The sequence below is a fragment of the Halopenitus sp. H-Gu1 genome (assembly GCF_041821145.1).
Taxonomy (GTDB): domain Archaea; phylum Halobacteriota; class Halobacteria; order Halobacteriales; family Haloferacaceae; genus Halopenitus.
In genome coordinates this window covers 33,844-50,069 of record NZ_JBGUBC010000020.1, presented here as the reverse complement: position 1 = coordinate 50,069, position 16,226 = coordinate 33,844, and the positions used below count along the sequence as shown (strand labels likewise).

Genomic DNA, 16,226 nt, shown 5'->3' with positions numbered 1-16,226 from the left:
CGTGATAGGGCAGCGTTTCGGTAAGTAAAAACAACGTCGCACGGAACTAACAACTATGGATCCATATCGCATCGACGCTCTCGTTGATCTCTCCTATGGTGTATTGTTCGTGGTTGCGATCGGTCTTATGATCGTCGTCGGAATCCGTACCGGAATCACGTTCGGCATCGGTGTGTTTCTCGGATATGGGATTCACGTTGGGTGGAAGATGTCCCGACTCGACCCCCAGTGGATGACCGCCGAAGTCGTCGAGGCCGTCGAGGAAACGGTGACCGAAAAAGTCACCAAAGAGGTCTCCGACTCCGTCGAAAAACAGGTCGGCGAGACGGTCGCTGAATCCGTCGAGAAGGAAGTCGGCGAGACGGTCGCTGAGTCCGTGGAAAAGCAGGTCGGTGAGACGGTCGCTGAATCCGTCGAGGAAACGGTTAGCGATGAAGTCAGTCGAGTCACCGAAAAGGTCGAGGAAGTAAACGAGCGCGTCGAGCGGCGGCCCCGCAAAGACGAGGTCGAGGAGACCATCGACAAGACGAAAGGCGAACTCGAAGAAGCCATCGGCGAGACCAAAGAGAAGATCGAAACGATCGACGAGAGTGCCGACGAGGACGCCGGGGACGATGAGACCGGTGAGGATGACTCGGAAACTGACTCAGAGGGCCGTTGATCCGAGTGATCTCAGCGGACGACCGTGACCGGCACCGGGGCCCGACGGAACACGTCTTCGGCAACGTTCCCGACGAACAGTCGATCCGCGATCGAGCCACTGTGGCTCCCTAACACGACCGTATCAAACGCCTCCGACTTCTTGACGATCGTCCGTGCCGGATGGCCGATCGCGACCGTCGTGTCGATCTCGGCGTTGTACTCCGCAGCGATCTCCCGAGCGGTAGTGAAGATATCGTCGGCTCGTTCCTCGGCTGCGGTCTGGAAGTCCTCTTCGAGCGCGAGTCCGACGATCTCCCCCATCATCGGTGACATTTTGCCGACGACGTGTAACACCGTTATGTCGGCGTCCTGGTAGGCTTCGAGTGCGTACCGTAGTGCTTTCTGTGCCATCTCGGAATCGTCCATTGGAACGAGAATGCGATCGATCATATATCGATCATCGGTGGACGACTGTAAATAGTTGATCCGCCTTTCGGAGCTTAGACCGTCGTCTTCAGCCTCCGGTGAGACGTATCTGTTCGGAATGTTCTTGTGTTCTTCACCAAAAGATCCACCGTATGTCTCTTGGGGTAATCTTGTTAGTCGGTATCGTTGCGTCGGTTTTCGTTGGGTTCAATATCGGGGGGTCATCCACCGGGATCGCGTGGGGACCGTCGGTCGGTGCTGGTATCGTCTCAAAGGCGCTTGCGGCCGGTCTCATGACGTTCTTCGTCTTTTTAGGGGGATGGACGGTCGGGCGGAACGTCATGGACACGCTCGCGGGCGACATCATCGCGATCCCGATCTCGCTGGAGGCCGGGGTCGCCGTTCTCTTCTTCATCGGGTTCGGAATTCTCATCGCTAACGTGTTCGGCGTGCCGGTGCCCACGTCGATGACGACCGTGGGGTCGATCGCGGGACTCGGACTTGCGACCGGCACGCTCAATTTCGATACGATCGGCCGGATCGTCGCCTGGTGGATCGTCACGCCCGTCATCGGCTTCTGGATCGGCGGTATCCTCGGTCGGTATCTTTACCCGGCGCTCAACGAGCGGTTCGATATCGTCTCGACGGACGGGGCGCTGATCGCGCTCGATCGGACTGGGACGGTCCCGACGCCGGTGATTGGCCCGAACACGACGCGCAATGAACTCCTTGGCACGATCGTTGTCCTGATCATCGGTTGCTACATGGCGTTCAGCGCGGGCGCGAGCAACGTGCCGAACGCGGTTGCGCCGCTGGTGAGTAGTGCGGCGATCGGAACGAACAGCGCGATCTTTATCGCGACGGTCGCCATCGGAATTGGTGGGTTCACGATCGCTCGGCGAACGATGGAATCCGTCGGAACCGAACTCACGGATATTCCACTCCTTGCGGCGCTTCTCGTTATGGCCACCGCCGCGACGATCACGACTACGCTTTCGTATGCCGGGATTCCGATCAGTCTCGTGATGGCGATGGTAATGACGATCGTTGGTCTCGGCTGGGGGCGAGCCACTCGACCGATTTCTGCACGCGATGCCGTCCGTGGCGAGGCTGATGTGGAGATCGAGACGGGGGCTTTGACCGCGGACCCGGACGTTCCAGCCCCTGATATCGGGGAACCGGAACCCCAGGAGGTCCTCGAAGTGGGCGACCTGTTCAATCCCCTGGCGATCGCAAAGTACGTGTCGATGTGGATCGTCGGACCGACGGTGTCGTTGGCTCTTTCCTACGGGTTCTTCGTCGTCGTGCCCGTTCCGGGAACCTGATTGCGTTGCGTAACGTCCGGGGCACGTGTCCTCTTGATGGGGTCGACCGGAATTCCGATCGGTCTTCTCGTCCGTCTTTCACAGAGATGCAAGGAGGAAGCCCACGGCGTTAGCCGTGGGAGGGATCCGACGATCGGATGGCCGATCGTTGCTCGGGGATGAGATCCAACGATTCGTCGATGTCGCCGAGTACGAGCAGCGCGTAATATCTGAGATACGCGAGGATGGGCACCTGGACCAACGCCCACACGACCATCATGACGAGGACGAACAGGAGGACGAACACGGCGAGGATCGCCATCCCGATCGTCGATCCCACCGAGACAGTGAGGTGGATGATCCCGGCCAGAAGGGCAAGTGGAACGAGCAGAACGAGCGCGACCATTCCCGTAGCAAACATGGCGATCAAGCCGGTCACCATGTTCAACACGACCGCGAGAACGGCATAGACGAGATACTGCTTCCAGTCGGTTTTGATCGACTCCCAGAGTCGCCGCCAGCCGGCCACGACGCCGGAGTCTTGCTGAATCATGATCGGAACGACGAAGACGGTCGTAAACCCGTTCACCAACCCGAACAGGAGTCCGATCACGAACAGAAACGCGAAGCCGACGAACAGAACCGCGACCGATATGAGCGGTTCACCGACACCGAGAACCATCGGCGCGAAAAAAAGCGCCATCCAGCCGAGAATGAACCCCAACACGGGAAGCCCGATGAGGATCCGAAATCCGAAGAGTCGAAGCCCCTGTGGCCATCGATCGCTCCAGTACTCCCTGATAGAGACGGCTTCGCGTCGCAGCGATTCGATGAACACGAACTCCATGATCGCCCCGATCAGTCCGAACGCCAACACGAGCACGAGGATGGTGACGCCAACGATCGCGATGATCGGAACGAGGTTGTCCGATAGCATCGGCGGGATCTCGGCCGGCGGCGTCCCCGTGGGTCCGGTTCCGCTCGAGGTGTTGAACTGCGCGGTTGGAACGTTCATGCCGCCGCCGATGAAGAACGCCACGAGGGCGAGTTTGAGCCACCGACGAGCCTGGATCGGAACCAGGAACGAACGTGTCGCTTCGTACGCGTCATCGATGTCGTCTACGGCGTGGAGGGCCATATCGAAACGAGATCCACGAACGATATAGAACTTCTGGCGGGATCGAACCGTCGGTTCGACGTTCGAGCGCGAGTCTTTAAGCCGGCGCAACGCCGATCGGTCGACGTGAACGACGACGGCCACGCCCCGCCTGACGATCCCGATACACGCGAGGATCAGGATACCGGCGAGGACACCCGCCAGGAGGGAAGCGACCAACGCGATGGCGACCGTAGCGATCCGGCAGTCGAACGTCGACACGAGCGACTCACGCGGATCGGCGTCTCCGGTCCGCGGAATTCGCTTTGGGCCTGGCCCGAGAAGCGATCGCCGCTTGCAGTGATTCGCAATTATCTCGTCATTCTCCTGTGTCGGGTTTCACCAAGCCTCCGGCTCAAGAACTGGCTGTTCCGTCGGATCGGGATCTCGGTTGGGCAGGGCGTCTCGTGGGGACTCGAGTCGACACCGGACGTCTTCTGGCCCGCGCGGATCACCGTCGAGGATGACGCGATCATCGGCTACGACGCCACGCTGCTTTGCCACGAGTTCCTCCAGGATGAGTACCGACTCGGGGATATCGTGATCGGGCAGCGGGCGATGATCGGCGCCGGCGCGATCGTGTTACCCGGAGTGACAGTCGGCGAGGACGCACAGGTCGCCGCGAACTCACTCGTCGTCGAGGACGTGCCGCCGGGGACGACCGTCGCCGGCGTACCGGCGGAGATCGTCTCGCGGGCGGACTCCGATCGGTCTCCGCGCGGAGGGCAGGATGAAGATCGGTCTCCGCGCGGAGGGATAGACGAGGATCGATCGGCGGGCGAGTGACCCACCGTCACCGACCCACGCCCGTTCACTCGCGGATCCGAACGATCCCCTCGCGGAACACGGCGTGGTTGGGAAGGATGTGTTCTTCGCCGTCGGTATCGATGTGGGTCACGAACAGATCGATTTCCTGGACGATCCCACGGCGGCCGGCGACTTTTATCTCGTCGCCGATCCCGTACGGCTGGGACAAAAGCAAGAAGACGCCGGCAGCGGCGGCCGCAAGCAGGTCCTTGGTCGCGATCGCCGTCAGAACGACGAGTGCGAACGCATACGCTGCAAGCAGAACGATCAACGCGAGCGTCGCGACGCCGATCTGTCCGAGTGCGATCAGGATCGCGACGTAGACGACGCTATATTTCGCGATCGTCGGGATGATGCCCGTCTCCGGGAGCTTTATTCCCTTCAGTCGCTCCGCGACGTACAACTCGAGTTTATCGCCAGCGACGATGCCGACGACGAGCACGATGAGCGCAACGAAGAGCCGGGGAACGAACGTGGCAACATCCACCCAGAACAGCTCGACGTACTGGATCTCGGCGACTGACAGGGCCATGAGCACGGCGATGCCGACGATGAAGTAGTTCGACAGCTTCGCGATGATAGTGACCGTCGACAGCCCGAACTCACGGGTGGTGCGCTCGAAGGCAGTCCCCTCGATCGCCTCGGGCACTCCGGCTCGTTCGAGGAGGCGTCGATTGACGATCTGAACCACGTACCCCGCGATGACACCGAATACAACGAGTACCAGCGCGAGCCAGATGCGGGGAGGAACGATCCCGATCGCCTCGGCGGCTGTACTCTGGGCGAGCGTCGGATCGCTTGCCGATCCGAGGCCCTCGAAAAGTCGACCGTGACCACCGAATTCGATTCGAGCCATCAGTAAGCCTCCGGATCGAGCTCAAGGACCAGGCGCCCCCCCTTGAACGCACGAACCAGCCCGTCGGATTCCGAGAGCACGATCGCGGTCGCGTTCGTATCGCGCGTGATCGCCCCCGCGGCCATGTGGCGTGCGCCGAGTCCCTTCGGAATGTCGACGCCCTCGGCGGCCGGCTCGAGATAGCGGTACGCCGAGACGATCTTCCCGGAATCGGAGATGACGAACGCGCCGTCGAGCCGCGAGAATTCCTTTAACATCACGTTCACGATCGGATCGCCGACGTGAACGTGGCTCTTCTCGAAGGGATTGTAGCTGAGCGGCCGGGACTTGTTCATCACCTTTCCGGCGTCGCCGACCACGAAGAGCGCGCCGACCGGCTTGCCCTTTTGCCCCTTCTTGCCGAGTTCGATCGCCACCTCGAAGACATCCCGGATGACGCCCGGTTCCGCTCGCGAATCGACGAAGAGGTCATAGATGCCCGAACCCATGTCCTCGGTGACTCGCACTCGAACGAGCGAGTCCGGATCGTCGTCGAAGACCCCGACCGAGCAGGCGATGGTGTCGCCCTCCTCGACGACACCCCGATCTACCGCCCCTTCGATGCCGAACCGGATCCGGTCGCGGACGTTGTCGAATTCGAGGGGCAACTCGACGAACCGATCGGCATCGATCGTGTTTTCGGTCGCAACGACGACGACGTCCACGTCCGCTTCGACGAATCGATCGTGAAACGAGCCGCTGGGGGAGAACAAAAACACGTCGTCGACGTCGGCGACGATATCTCCGAGGAGGTCGGTTAGCGTAGTCATTATCTACACCGACCGAGCCAGCGTATAAAGGAGTTGTGCAGGCGTCACCCGTGTCTCCGATGAGATCAACGTTTTACGGGATTTCTCGGGTCGATGGTTATCGTTCCGATGGATCACTTCCAACGATCCTCCCAAACGATCCCGATCAGTCCCAAAACGACTGAGTCCGGGCGTACTGGCGCTCCTGTTTCAGGAGGTCGCGATAGAACGCCTCCTCGTCCTCGCGGAGCTTCGAGATGATTCGGGCCGCGTTCTCCGGTCCGACCCCGCGGGCGGCCATCGCGACTACGGCCCGCCTCCCGTGGGCCTGGACGAGACTCGCCGACCGGTAGGCCCGCTTCGTGAGCCGCTCTTGTTCGTCGTCCTTCTCGTCGGCGCGAACCGCGCGCACCGTCTCCTCGTCCCAGGGATTCAACGCGGCGATCCGCGTCGACCCACACTCCGGACAGGCCGGCTGATCGTCGACGCGTCGAACCACGGTCCGGCGCGTCCAGTCGTGACAGTGGAGACAACAGAGGAGCACTCGGTCCTCCTCGATCCGCTCGCGGATCGTCTCGATGACGCTCGCATCCGCGTTTTCCGGGACGAGGAACTCCCGCCCCGAGGAGTCACCCGCCGATCCGATCGGCGTCCGTTCGCGGGCTGCCAGGAGGTCCACTGCTCCGGTTTGGATCCGTTCGAGAAGATCGGCCGTCTCGGGGACCGCAAGATCCGTGTGAAACACCTCCCGAAGTGCCTCCTCGTGGACGGGAGTGTCCTCTAAGGCAGCCAACAACCGGTCGCCGCCGAACCGCCCCTTCCCCTCCCGATAGCGTTTGAGGGTGCCGAACTTCGTGGCCACCTGCGCGAGGGTAAACGCGAGCGTGTCGGCGTTCTTCAACGCGAGTTCGAGATATGTCTCCAGATGCGCCGGGTCAGTCGACTCGAGGATCTCGAGGACGGTTCCCGGGTCGATCGACTGAGGGACCTCCAGTTCGATCCGATAGGGGTCGACGTCCATGCCGACCGACGACCCGGTTCGCTGGCCGACGAGCGCCGCGAGTAGCCTGGCGAGCGTCTCGTTCACCCGGTGGCCGAACGCGGCGTTGACGACGATCGATCGACCCGCGCCTTCCACGACGATCCGGTCATCGGTCGGAACGGTGTGTCCCGTTTCAACGTGGTCTACGATCGGCTCGATCGCGCGTTCGATCGTCGACGCGTCAGCTGGATACCGCTCGGTAAGCCCCCGTGCAACTGCCGTTGGTGGAGCATCATCGGAGAGCCGACTCGCGATCTCTCCGCGAAGGTGGCCGACCTCGTTTGCGACAGGACGCGGCACCGGGATCTCCGAGCCGACCCACGCCGGAACCTCGCCGCCGGGATCCTCGACCGGCGAGACGTTCACGCGCTCTTCGTCCTCGTCGACGTCGACGATCCGCCACATCTCCCCGCGTTGGACGAACGTCTCGCCGGGACCCGCGAAATCGAGCACGAATCGTTCATCGAGGGTCCCGATCTGCGTCCGCGAGGAGAGGTCGTGAACCTCGAAGGTGGCCTCGTCGGGGATCATCGAGAGGTTGGCATAGAAGTACTGCCAGGTGCCACCCGAACGCTCGATCGCATCGGACTCCTCCGCGAGCCATATGACGTGGTTCCCGTCGAGTTCGCGAACGATCTCGCGAAACTGCTCTTCCGCCAGATCTCGGAACGGATACGCATGCGTGAGGATCCGGTAGGCCTTGCGAGCGTGGACCTCTCCGAGATCCATCGTGATCCCAACGATCTGGTTTGCGGCCGTATCGAGGCTTCCGTGGTGGACGTTCGCCGGTTCGACCTGCCCGGTCTTCCCGCGGCGGGCGATCGCCATCGCCTCCAGGGTGTCGTCGGGATCGCTTGTTACCACCGTCCCTCGCGAGACGAGGTCGCTTCGGTGCCCGGCGCGCCCGACGCGCTGGAGCAACCTGGCGACCTCGCGGGGGCTCCCGTACTGGATCACGTGGTCGACGCGGCCGACGTCGATCCCCAGTTCCATCGAGGAGGTGCAGATCAACGCGTCGAGGTCGCCCGCCTTGAATCGGTCCTCAACGTCGACGCGGACGTCGCTCGAAAGCGATCCGTGATGGACTTCGACGTCGATCGAATTGCCACCGGCCTCGGCGGTTGCCCCCGTCCCGTCCTCCACCTCCGGCGAGAGTGCCTTGAACCGCGACCCGAGCGCCTCGGCGGTCTGTCGGGTATTGACGAATATGAGCGTCGAGTGGTTCTCGGCGACGATCTCGCGGATCGTGCGAACGTGGCTTGCGATCTCCGCCGTGGTCGCCAACGTGCCCGCGAGCCGGGAGTCAGCGTCGGTTACGTCGGGGCGGTGAACGGTGACGTCCACCCGCGTTCCGACGTCGACCTCGACGACCTCGAACGCCCGATCGTTCGGCATGGACGGATCGGGATCACCGCGGCCGACGAGGAACCGGCCGACCTCCTCGGGAGAGCCGACCGTGGCAGACAGCCCGATTCGCTGGGAGGGCCCGGCGAGCTCACGAAGCCGTTCGAGGCCGACGGTGAGCTGTGCGCCGCGTTTCGCCGAGGCGATCTCGTGGACCTCGTCGACGATCACGTGAGCGACGTCCGAAAGCGCCGTCCGCATCTTCGATCCCGTCAAAATGGCCTGTAGGCTCTCCGGGGTCGTGATGAGAACGTCCGGAGGATCGTCGGCCTGTTTGGAGCGTTCGTACTGGGTCGTATCGCCGTGTCGAACCGCGATCTCGAGACCGAGTCGGTCGCCCCACCACTCCAGGCGATCCATCATGTCCCGGTTGAGCGCTCGAAGCGGCGTGATGTACAGCGCCGATATCCCCGATCGCGGGGGCTCGTCGTCGGCCTCGCGGGCCCCAAGGAGATGGTCGAAGACGGGCAACATGGCCGTCTCCGTCTTCCCGGTCCCCGTCGGCGCAAGCACCAGCGCGTTTCGACCCTCGGCGAGCGGGGGGATCGCCTTCCGTTGTGGTTCGGTCGGTCGCGTGAAGCCCCGTTCCGAGAGCGCCTCCCGGACCGTCGATCCGAGCCGGGTGAAGGCATCCATCCCGGCGGAGTCCGCCGATCGCTCGTCTTCCGGAGCCGTGTCTCCCGTGGAATCGTCCTCCGAGGCGTGATCCGCGTTCGGATCGCCGTTCGCGGACGTGCCCTCCTGCATCAGTCGCTTTTGGGGATCGACCCGATTAAGCGCGTCGCCCCGGCGGATCACACCGACCGGTACGCGCCCAGACGCGTTCCGTCGAGGAGGTAGGCCTCCCCGTCCTGGATCGCGTCAGGAAGAAACGGGGAGAGGAATGACTCTCCCTCGACGTTGATCCACGTCCCGCCGGATCGGTCATTGAACGCGGGAAACACGACGAGATCCGGATCGGTCCACCGGTCCGCGATCGATTCGCCGAGGTTCGCGCGGAACGGCTCGACGCGGAGCGACCCGCGGAGCCAGGCCCGCTCGCTTCGACTCCCACCGACCGAATCCGACAACCGAACCTGCGGGTGTTCATGGCCCATACAGACGACGTCGGCGGAAAGCACCGACGGGTTGGGCCAGGTATGGCCGTGAAGGAATCCGATCGGACCGATCCGGCCCCCCTCCGGCGGAACGACCTCCAGTCGCTCCGTGAACGCGTCGGTGACGCCGGCGTCGTGGTTGCCCGTCACGAGTGTCACCGGGACCCGCGCCGCGACCGCGTCCAGAAACGCGTCGATCTCCGCGTGCTCTTCTCCCTCGGGTGAGGGGATACGGTGGGCGAGATCGCCGAGCACGATCACCCGATCCGCATCCGTGCGCGCCACCAGTTCGAGCACGCGCTCGCGGCGTTCGTCGGCCGCACTCTCCAGTTCGACGCCCCGCTCGTACCGGAGACCGACCTCGATTCCGGCGTGGTAATCGGCGATCACAAGCGCACGCTCACCCGGCAGATCGACGACCGCGGCTGGTGCGTTCGCGACGGGGTCGACGAGGGCCATCGGGGGGCCGATCAGATCGCCTTCAGTCGGTCATCGGTCGGCTCATAACACTTGCCGCTCATCAACGCGTCGTCGATCGCCTCCTGGACGGCGTCCGGATCGGCATCCACCCGATCGACCACCGTTTCGATCACGGTCCCACGAGCGGCACCGTCGCCCTCATCAAGTTCCTCCATCGCGGCGATCGCCTCCCCGGTGAGATCCACGTCCTCCGATGTGACCGAATCCGATTCCGTCTGCGCCGCCCCTGTGGCCGGATCCGCGTCCGGGCTCTCGGGTGATTCTCCTGAGACGTCCACATCGGAGTCGGCCGATCCCACGTCGAGATCATCGGTCGGTCCCGAACCGTCGGCATCCGGATTCTGCACGCCCGTCTCGGCGAGTTCGTCGGCAGTCGGGACGTCGATATCCGCCTCGCCCGGATCGTCGACCTCCGTTCCCGTCGAGAAGTCGGTTCCATACTCCTCGGTGACCGCCGACCGCTCCTCCTCGTCAAGCTCGTACAGGTCCTCGGATCCTGTCGACTCGTCGGTGGCTTCCGATTCGTCAAACTCGACCGTTCGCTCCGCCGAATCGGGGGAGTCCGTCGAATCCGCCGACTCCGCCGAATCCACTGAATCCGCCGACTCCGCCGAATCCACTGAATCCGCCGACTCCGCCGAATCCACTGAATCCGCCGATTCCGACGAGGAGGATGGATCGGCGAAGTCCCCGAGACCACCAGTCTCCTCGCCAGCTGTTATTTCGCTGGCTTTCTCCTCGTCGGCTTTCCCCTCCGCGTCCTCGTGATCGGCGTCGTCATCGTCGCCGCCGGCTGACGTGTCTGCTCCGCCCACAGATGCGGACGAGTCTGCCAACGGCTCCGTTGACCGATCCGCAGATTCCGCTGTCGCCGGCTCCGAATCCTCCCCTTCAACCGAATCCCGGCCGGTGTCATCGGCGTCTGGATCGTCGGAGGCGGCTCCATCCTCGTCTCCGACAGCTGCGGCGGTCGTCGGGGTTCCGGCGTCCGGAGCATCTGCCTCGATCGTCTCACTATCCGCACCGGAATCGTCGGCGCCGGGAACCGCGATCGTCACGTCCGTCTCCGGGAGCGGACCGATCTCCGTGGGCGCATCCTCGGAGGGATCGATGTCCGGAGTCCGAACGTCGTCTCGATCGCCCGCGACCAGTTCCAGCGCGTCGATGACCATCCGCCGGGTCGCCTCAAGGTAGGCTGTGGACGTCCCGTAGTGGTCGATCGCGCGTGGGATCCCCTCGGCGAGTGCCTCGGCGGCCCCGCCGGCCTCGAGTGCAGCCCGGAGATCCTCGCCGCGACGATCGGACTCAAGGGCCGCGGCGAAGACTGCGAGCCGCGAGAGCGTGGTCTCGGCGGCCCGAACGACCCACCGGTCGCGCGTGTCGGCGTCGACCGCATTGAGACTCTCCGGACGGACCGAGGTGAACACGCGATCCGAATCCTCAGGCTGGAACGTGCGTGCCTTCCCGGTCAACGCGACGAACGACGGCGGATCCGCGCGCTCGAGGAACGCCTGCTCGTCCGGTTGGTACTGGCCAGCGTAGGTGACGAACGCACCGGTCGGATCGACCACGCGACCGCGTCGTGTGTCCTCGTTCACGCGTTCGACCTCGGTCAATACACCCACCGCAAACAGCCGGTTGATCCGCGCCCCGAGTGGGGTGAGAACGTAGTTCGGCGCTCGTTCCTCGTCGCTTTGTGAGTACGACAGCGTTGCGTCGTCGAACTCGCTTGCGAACACCCGAAAGGCGACCTCCCGAGTGCCCGCCGTTCCCATCGACTCGCTCATGGTTCCTCCTCGGAGTATCCGTCGGCGGCATTCGGATCGATTCCGTCGTCGGCTTCCGATCCGGAACTGACTCCACCGTCGGCCGCGGCCGTCCGTTCGCGGAGATCCGCGAGGACCTCACTCGCGATCGACGCCGGATCCTCGTCGGCGGGATCGAATGTCGTGGCATCGAGGTTCGCACCGTAATCGTCAACGGACAGACTCCCCCGAACGCGGAAGGCCCGACCGACGAGTTCGTCGGCGATCGCCTCCGAAACGACTTCCCGGTCCATCGCATCGCGGGCCGCCTCACGGGCGGCATCGAGCCCGCCGCCGTAGATTTCGGCCGTCAGATCGCGGTCGAGGATCGCCGTCACCGTCGCGGTTCCGTCGTCGAGGATGGCCTTCGTGCGAAGGTCGTCGTCGCCCTCGACCTCGCCGTGGCTTCGACATTGGCCACTTTGAAGCACGCGACCACAGTCGGGGCACCGCTCTATGAACCCCGACCCATCTCTGAGATCGAGGACGGTTCCGACGAGTTCGACGTCGAACATGCCGCCGGCGTCGACTGCTTCGGCGATAGACAGCCGGGGTGCCTCGTCGGTTACGTGGACCGGATCCGCAAGCGGCTGTACCTGGGAGAACTCGGTGAGGTTGATCGACGGCACCCCGCGGAACTCACGGATGTAGACGTCCTCGATCCGGAGATCCGCGCCCTCCTCGATCGCGGCGCGGGGATCCCAGTCCGTGAAGGGTAGCCGTGCGGTCTCGTCGCCGACGACGCCCTCCAGGATCGGCGTCTCGCCGTCCCGTCCCGAGATCGTTTTCGAGTCGACTTCGAGGACGCGAACCTCGATGGTTCGACCACGATCGCCCGGATCGAGGTCGATCAACTGGCGATCGCCACCGATCCGTGCGTCGGTCTCGACCGGCTCGTCGGCCATGGCGACCGTCGTCGAGTCGCCGAGATTGAGTTCGGGGTCGCCCTCCCACTCGCGGACGCCGGCGTTGCCGATCGTCAGCGAGTCTCCCGGCTCGAATCCGAAGTCCCGCCAGGCGGTATAGGAGATCGTCCCCGTCGAGTCCGCGAGTTGTCCCTCACGGATCGTGATGTCGTCACCCTGATACCGGATCGTGCGAGTTCCCACGGTGAGTACTCGTGCGGTGACGGTAATGTTTCCGTGGTCGGTCGTTATCTCCGCGATATCGACGGACTCCGGCGTCGGCGAGGAGCCATCTCCACCGCCGTCGTGTTTGCGCCGGACGCTCTGTTTGGCCTCGTCGATCGGGACGCTGTATTCGAGTAGGTTCTCGAGATCGGCTTTGACCTCCGTTTTATCAACGCCGAGAGTGGAGGCGAGCTCCTCGGCATGCTTGTCTACGTCCATCGGGGCAGGATTCGGCGTCACCGCACAAAAGGGTTGCTCGCGACACACCGCCCGCTCGTGGACGGCGATCGACCGTAACGTCCATCCTTCCACGGTGAGAGGCCGGTGTATGCACGTCGTCGTCAACGCCGCCCAGAGCGTCGACGGAAAGCTCGCGACGCGCCGGCGCGAGCAGCTTCGGATCTCCGGACCCGAGGACTTCGATCGCGTCGACCGGATTCGCGCGGCCGCGGACGCGGTGCTTGTCGGCGTCGGCACCGTGCTCGCCGACGATCCACAGCTCACGATCGACGAGGAGGACCGTCGCGTCCAGCGGTTGCGAAACGGCCGCCCGGGAACTCCTGCTCGCGTCGTCGTCGACTCGACCGGACGCACCCCGACCGACGCGCGAGTCCTCGACGACGAGGCGACGACGTATCTGCTTGCCGGCGAGACACTCTCCGAGGACCGCCGCGAGCAACTGGACTCGGCCGGTGCCGAAGTGATCCTCGCGGGAGGCGATCGTCGATCGGATGACGGCGCGTCCGACGACGATTGTCATATCGATCGTGGTGGCCAGGTCGATCTGGTCGCGGGGCTAGACGCCCTGTCGGATCGAGGCATCGACCGGCTGATGATCGAGGGAGGCGGCGAAGTGATCTTCTCGTTTTTCGAGGCGGACCTGGTCGACGAGCTGTCGGTCTACGTCGGATCGCTCGTGATCGGCGGGCGGGACGCGCCCACACTCGTCGACGGCGAAGGATTCACCGACGAGTTCCCCTCACTCGAGTTTGTCGGAAGCGAGCAACTCGACGACGGAATCGTCCTCTCTTATGACGTCGAGTGATCGAATCGGTCGAGCGCGAATTCGAGCATATCGGTACTTACGGGCTGAAACTCCTCGCGTTCGTGTTCGGGGAGGTACTCCCTCACCCCGTCCCAGGTATCGCGGGCGTAGCGTGCATCGAGCAGGACCCGGACGCCTCGGTCGTCGGTTCCACGGATGACTCGACCGGTGGCCTGCCTGGCCTTTCGGACGGCGGGAACGGTGAGTGCGGTCTCGAAACCGTCACCGAACCGCCGGTCGTAGGCGGCGACGACTGCCCGTGTTCGTGGCCGTTCAGTGTTGATGATCGGAACGCCACAGACGACCGCCGCGTGGAGTCGGTCACCACGGTAGTCGACGCCCTCGGTGAGCGTCCCCCGAAGGCTCGTGACGAGCACTTTCCCGTCGCCGGCGAAGAAATCGTCCTTGAGCGATTCGGTGACTCGGTCGCCGGAGGACTCATCGAGCAGGACCGGCTTTTCGAGCCGTTCGGAAAGCTCGCCGGCCATCCAGTTCGCCTCGGCGTAGTTTGGCATCCCTACGAGAACGTTTCCGGGCCGCCGAGCGACCGCGATCGTCGCATCGAGGTGGGCCAGCCGCGTCTCCGTTTCCTCGCCGGGCGACCCACGGTTGCCGTGGGTGAACTTCGGGGCGTCGACCGCGAGACTCTCGCGGTTCTCCGCCGGGAACGAGAGTCCGTGTGTGCGCTCGAGGACGGGACGGCCGGATTCGGCGAGGTGTTGAAGTCCGGTCACCTCCCGGAAGACGTCCATCGGCTCCAGGGTCGCGCTCATCAACACGCCGCCGCCGAACTCGCCGAGTCGCTCGCCGATCGCCCGGCTCGGCAGGCAGTTGAACAGCCCGTAGCGCGCGTTGTACGCGCGCCGCCAGCTGTCGGGGGGCTCGGTCTCGTCCCAGGTTCGCTCCAGTTCGATCGCGCGGAAGAACGTCTCGTGATCCTCACGGTACCAGGCGTTGAGCGTTCGGCCGACGCTCGGCGCGGCGCGCGTTGCGTCCTCGCCCTCGAGTTCGTGGAGCACTCGCTCGACGACCGCGCCGACTGCCGGCGCACGTGCCCACACGCGGTCATCGTAGCCCTGCTCGTTCGCCCACTCCGTGATCGCGTCGACGCCCGGCGTCTCCGGGTCACGAAGCGGGATCTCCGCGTCCTCGAGTCGGGCCGGATCCGCCCGCCAATCCGGGCGATCCCGGTCGAGATGCGCGGTGACGCGCCGATCGAGTTCGCCGCGCAGATCCTCGTAGAACTCCCGAACCAGTTCGACCTCCTCGATCGAGACGTCGCTTTCGACGAGCTCACCGCGGACCAGCGCAGCGTCGTCAGTGTGGTTCCCCTCCTCGTCGAACCGGACCGGCTGAACGACCCGAGTGAGTTCGGCGATCGCGTCTCGAAGGCTTCGATCGGCGACGGCGTCGCTCACGAGATCTCGGACCCGGGGTTCGAGCATGTGGGCCTCATCGCAGACGACGAACGTTGAGTCATCGAGAAGCGCGCCCGTAAACGTGCCCGTCGTCGTCGGATCGAATGCGTGGTAGCGTGACTGCGATCTACTAGTAGATTTTTGGTAGCAACCTCTTTCCAGCGGAACCTCAGTTTATGGACTCTGTCGAATAAGGAGAGGTATGGCGTCCTGTATTCGCTGCCGAGAAGAAGTCTCGATGCCCGAAGCGAATTACTGCGGGAATTGTGGATTCCCGATCCTCGATGACCCGAGCGAAGAGGAGGTTCGGGAAGTAGCGCAAGATGAGTTGCGTGGTTTCTTGGACGGGTTCGATGTCCAAACGATTCTCGATTCAATGAACGGTGAGCAAGACCCACCAGTAGAACCCTACCAGTGGTATCTCGAAGAAGGCGTGAAGAAATCACTCACCGACCTCGCAATTCTCCAACGCTGGGACTGGTTTGACAAGGGACCCGTTTCAGGGCTCTTCTTCCAGAAAGAGATTTTTGATGATAACCCTACAGAGGAGGCGACAGATGATTTTGTCCTCTGGGCCCGGGTGGCGGCATTCTTCTACGAAGCGTTCCAACCAGCAGGGCTTGAGTTGAGTATTAGGATGGCAGCTGTATTCGCAGAGGGGCTCGACCCTGCCGAAGACATCGACGTCTCGATAACAGTAGAACCAGACGACGAAGATGAGGGCATCTCTGGTCCTGCATCGTAGCGTTCTATTTTGCTTTTTGTGTCTAGTAGGACACATAAAACGGGTCGAATGCTTGTAGACAGAAAGGTACGTATAACACGC

At 63.5% G+C, this 16,226-nt stretch carries 13 protein-coding genes and 1 pseudogene; 5 read left to right on the top strand and 9 right to left on the bottom strand.

Annotation, left to right across the window (positions count from 1 at the left end; translation table 11 throughout):
• Positions 1-55: 55 nt before the first annotated feature.
• Positions 56-661 carry a hypothetical protein gene (locus ACERIT_RS13135; RefSeq protein ID WP_373675319.1) on the top strand — a complete coding sequence of 202 codons (606 nt, stop codon included), beginning with the start codon at positions 56-58 and terminating at the stop codon, positions 659-661.
• 11 nt (positions 662-672) lie between these two features.
• Here ACERIT_RS13135 and ACERIT_RS13130 read toward each other — a convergent pair whose 3' ends face one another.
• Positions 673-1,092, bottom strand: coding sequence for a universal stress protein (locus ACERIT_RS13130; RefSeq protein ID WP_373675318.1), 420 nt, complete (start codon positions 1,090-1,092; stop codon positions 673-675).
• 128 nt (positions 1,093-1,220) lie between these two features.
• Here ACERIT_RS13130 and ACERIT_RS13125 point away from each other — a divergent pair, with 128 nt between their 5' ends.
• Positions 1,221-2,393 carry an anion permease gene (locus ACERIT_RS13125; protein ID WP_373675317.1) on the top strand — a complete coding sequence of 391 codons (1,173 nt, stop codon included), beginning with the start codon at positions 1,221-1,223 and terminating at the stop codon, positions 2,391-2,393.
• 109 nt (positions 2,394-2,502) lie between these two features.
• Here ACERIT_RS13125 and ACERIT_RS13120 read toward each other — a convergent pair whose 3' ends face one another.
• Entirely contained in the window at positions 2,503-3,510 is a 1,008-nt protein-coding gene (locus ACERIT_RS13120; protein WP_373675316.1) for a hypothetical protein, read from the bottom strand.
• A 105-nt stretch (positions 3,511-3,615) separates the two neighbouring features.
• On the opposite strand from ACERIT_RS13120, the gene ACERIT_RS13115 reads away from it, so the two are divergent.
• Positions 3,616-4,314: a DapH/DapD/GlmU-related protein gene (locus ACERIT_RS13115; protein WP_373675315.1), complete on the top strand. Its 699-nt coding sequence runs from the start codon at positions 3,616-3,618 to the stop codon at positions 4,312-4,314.
• Positions 4,315-4,339: 25 nt separating this feature from the next.
• Here the strand turns inward: ACERIT_RS13115 and ACERIT_RS13110 are convergent, their stop codons facing one another.
• From ACERIT_RS13110 to ACERIT_RS13085, 6 genes are all read right to left on the bottom strand, one after another.
• Positions 4,340-5,191: a mechanosensitive ion channel family protein gene (locus tag ACERIT_RS13110; RefSeq protein WP_373675314.1), complete on the bottom strand. Its 852-nt coding sequence runs from the start codon at positions 5,189-5,191 to the stop codon at positions 4,340-4,342.
• Entirely contained in the window at positions 5,191-6,000 is an 810-nt protein-coding gene (dacZ, locus tag ACERIT_RS13105) for a diadenylate cyclase (RefSeq protein ID WP_373675313.1), read from the bottom strand. Before dacZ ends, ACERIT_RS13110 begins: the two co-directional genes overlap by 1 nt.
• A 145-nt stretch (positions 6,001-6,145) precedes the next feature.
• Positions 6,146-9,061: a DEAD/DEAH box helicase gene (locus ACERIT_RS13100; protein ID WP_373675320.1), complete on the bottom strand. Its 2,916-nt coding sequence runs from the start codon at positions 9,059-9,061 to the stop codon at positions 6,146-6,148.
• A 158-nt stretch (positions 9,062-9,219) separates the two neighbouring features.
• Positions 9,220-9,981 (bottom strand): metallophosphoesterase, encoded by a 762-nt coding sequence (locus ACERIT_RS13095; RefSeq protein ID WP_373675312.1) that lies wholly within the window; start codon positions 9,979-9,981, stop codon positions 9,220-9,222.
• Positions 9,982-9,992: 11 nt separating this feature from the next.
• Positions 9,993-11,789, bottom strand: coding sequence for a hypothetical protein (locus tag ACERIT_RS13090; protein ID WP_373675311.1), 1,797 nt, complete (start codon positions 11,787-11,789; stop codon positions 9,993-9,995).
• Entirely contained in the window at positions 11,786-13,156 is a 1,371-nt protein-coding gene (locus tag ACERIT_RS13085) for a Single-stranded DNA binding protein (protein WP_373675310.1), read from the bottom strand. Before ACERIT_RS13085 ends, ACERIT_RS13090 begins: the two co-directional genes overlap by 4 nt.
• Before the next feature lie 109 nt (positions 13,157-13,265).
• Here ACERIT_RS13085 and ACERIT_RS13080 point away from each other — a divergent pair, with 109 nt between their 5' ends.
• Positions 13,266-13,982, top strand: coding sequence for a 2,5-diamino-6-(ribosylamino)-4(3H)-pyrimidinone 5'-phosphate reductase (locus ACERIT_RS13080; RefSeq protein ID WP_373675309.1), 717 nt, complete (start codon positions 13,266-13,268; stop codon positions 13,980-13,982).
• Here ACERIT_RS13080 and ACERIT_RS13075 read toward each other — a convergent pair.
• Positions 13,967-15,514, bottom strand: a pseudogene (locus tag ACERIT_RS13075) (ATP-dependent DNA helicase); the annotation flags it as partial. The gene ACERIT_RS13080 and the pseudogene ACERIT_RS13075 overlap by 16 nt on opposite strands.
• A gap of 124 nt (positions 15,515-15,638) precedes the next feature.
• Here ACERIT_RS13075 and ACERIT_RS13070 point away from each other — a divergent pair.
• The gene (locus ACERIT_RS13070; protein WP_373675308.1) at positions 15,639-16,145 is read left to right on the top strand and encodes a hypothetical protein; all 507 of its coding nucleotides are present in this window, start codon (positions 15,639-15,641) and stop codon (positions 16,143-16,145) included.
• Positions 16,146-16,226: the final 81 nt, after the last annotated feature.

Excerpts from the sequence above, each read along its gene's own strand:
- ACERIT_RS13085 (WP_373675310.1), bottom strand. The coding sequence starts at position 13,156 with ATGGACGTAGACAAGCATGCCGAGGAGCTCGCCTCCACTCTCGGCGTT.
- ACERIT_RS13120 (WP_373675316.1), bottom strand. The coding sequence starts at position 3,510 with ATGGCCCTCCACGCCGTAGACGACATCGATGACGCGTACGAAGCGACA.
- ACERIT_RS13135 (WP_373675319.1), top strand. The coding sequence starts at position 56 with ATGGATCCATATCGCATCGACGCTCTCGTTGATCTCTCCTATGGTGTA.
- ACERIT_RS13090 (WP_373675311.1), bottom strand. The coding sequence starts at position 11,789 with ATGAGCGAGTCGATGGGAACGGCGGGCACTCGGGAGGTCGCCTTTCGG.
- ACERIT_RS13110 (WP_373675314.1), bottom strand. The coding sequence starts at position 5,191 with ATGGCTCGAATCGAATTCGGTGGTCACGGTCGACTTTTCGAGGGCCTC.
- ACERIT_RS13125 (WP_373675317.1), top strand. The coding sequence starts at position 1,221 with ATGTCTCTTGGGGTAATCTTGTTAGTCGGTATCGTTGCGTCGGTTTTC.
- ACERIT_RS13095 (WP_373675312.1), bottom strand. The coding sequence starts at position 9,981 with ATGGCCCTCGTCGACCCCGTCGCGAACGCACCAGCCGCGGTCGTCGAT.
- ACERIT_RS13130 (WP_373675318.1), bottom strand. The coding sequence starts at position 1,092 with ATGATCGATCGCATTCTCGTTCCAATGGACGATTCCGAGATGGCACAG.
- ACERIT_RS13100 (WP_373675320.1), bottom strand. The coding sequence starts at position 9,061 with ATGGATGCCTTCACCCGGCTCGGATCGACGGTCCGGGAGGCGCTCTCG.
- ACERIT_RS13070 (WP_373675308.1), top strand. The coding sequence starts at position 15,639 with ATGCCCGAAGCGAATTACTGCGGGAATTGTGGATTCCCGATCCTCGAT.
- ACERIT_RS13080 (WP_373675309.1), top strand. The coding sequence starts at position 13,266 with ATGCACGTCGTCGTCAACGCCGCCCAGAGCGTCGACGGAAAGCTCGCG.
- dacZ (WP_373675313.1), bottom strand. The coding sequence starts at position 6,000 with ATGACTACGCTAACCGACCTCCTCGGAGATATCGTCGCCGACGTCGAC.